The sequence below is a fragment of the Moorena sp. SIO4E2 genome (assembly GCF_010671945.1).
Lineage (GTDB): Bacteria > Cyanobacteriota > Cyanobacteriia > Cyanobacteriales > Coleofasciculaceae > Moorena > Moorena producens.
On record NZ_JAAHIE010001390.1, the window covers coordinates 1 to 1101 of the forward strand.

Consider the following 1101-nt stretch of genomic DNA (forward strand, 5'->3'; position numbering starts at 1 on the left):
CCCCCCCCTTCTATTCTGTTAAATATCAATCAAAAAGGAATTAAATTGTTAAAAAACTTATAGTTTCTCTAGGCTTTACAAATGAGTTGTAAAACTAGATTGTAATTTTTGATTATCAAAAAAACGCTGTATTCCTTACTCCTGTTACCCTATCCGTAGTTTTATGTTACCGAAAGCGTGTCGTTCTATGTTTACATCTCAAATAGAAAGACTATACCAGAACGCTTTAGTATTTATCCATAGATCCTCCTTCAACTCTGGGCAATTCCCCAAGTCTTCAGGATCACAGGCAGAGTTATCGCTCCAAGAGGGCTTAGACATTCTGTCAGATACTGGAACTGCTGGTGTCACAAGATGTATAACACACAGATGAAGCCCTTCCCATAAAAGTTTTGCCAGTCCGGTGTAAATCATCAACTGGCGTAAGTACTCCGATTCCAAAGCCACAATTCGATCCTGCGGACTGACCAGTTCGCAAGAGATTCCCAATTTGTCCAAAGCTTTGCAGATATCTGGAGGACGATTATCACTAAAATCTGTAGGTTTTTGATAGCTAAGTATAAAACCAGAACCCAAACTCGCACTTAGGGCTACAGTATCCCGGAATGACGCCATTAAAGTATCATTGGTCCCCTGTGACTGATTAATGCGTCGATCTAATAAGCGTGCTAAATATTCCCATCGTGCCAAGAGCTTGATAGTTGTACCTTTTGGCAGTAAAGACTCCCTGAGACTATCTCCCAGCCAGAATAGATTGAGTCCTAGCAAATCATGCTCAGTTTGTAATCGTTTCCACTCTTGAAGTGACGAAATCACACTCTCTAAGGTTGCTCTCTCCTGTTCAGATGCCTTTTTATTGAGAGTGCTTTTGGGAATAAGTAGTTCTGGTTGTTCTAAATAAAACTTAGTATTGTTAAGAATATGCCAAAGCTCTCTTGCTATCCAGATTTCGATTATTTCTCCTAGCTGCTGAGCTATGTGGACTCCATAATAGGAGAGCGCCAAGGCTGGATCCAGTACACAGATCCATTGCTTGGAATCAAGTTGGCTGAAAAGGGGAGTTATCAGCATTTTCAAGACGTCACTCCCATTAAAATAGCA

At 40.6% G+C, this 1101-nt stretch carries 1 protein-coding gene; it reads right to left on the bottom strand.

What is annotated here, in order from left to right; genetic code table 11:
- Positions 1-198 precede the first annotated feature (198 nt).
- A partial coding sequence (locus tag F6K37_RS43915) for a hypothetical protein (RefSeq protein ID WP_287257415.1) occupies positions 199-1101 on the bottom strand: 903 nt, incomplete at its 5' end.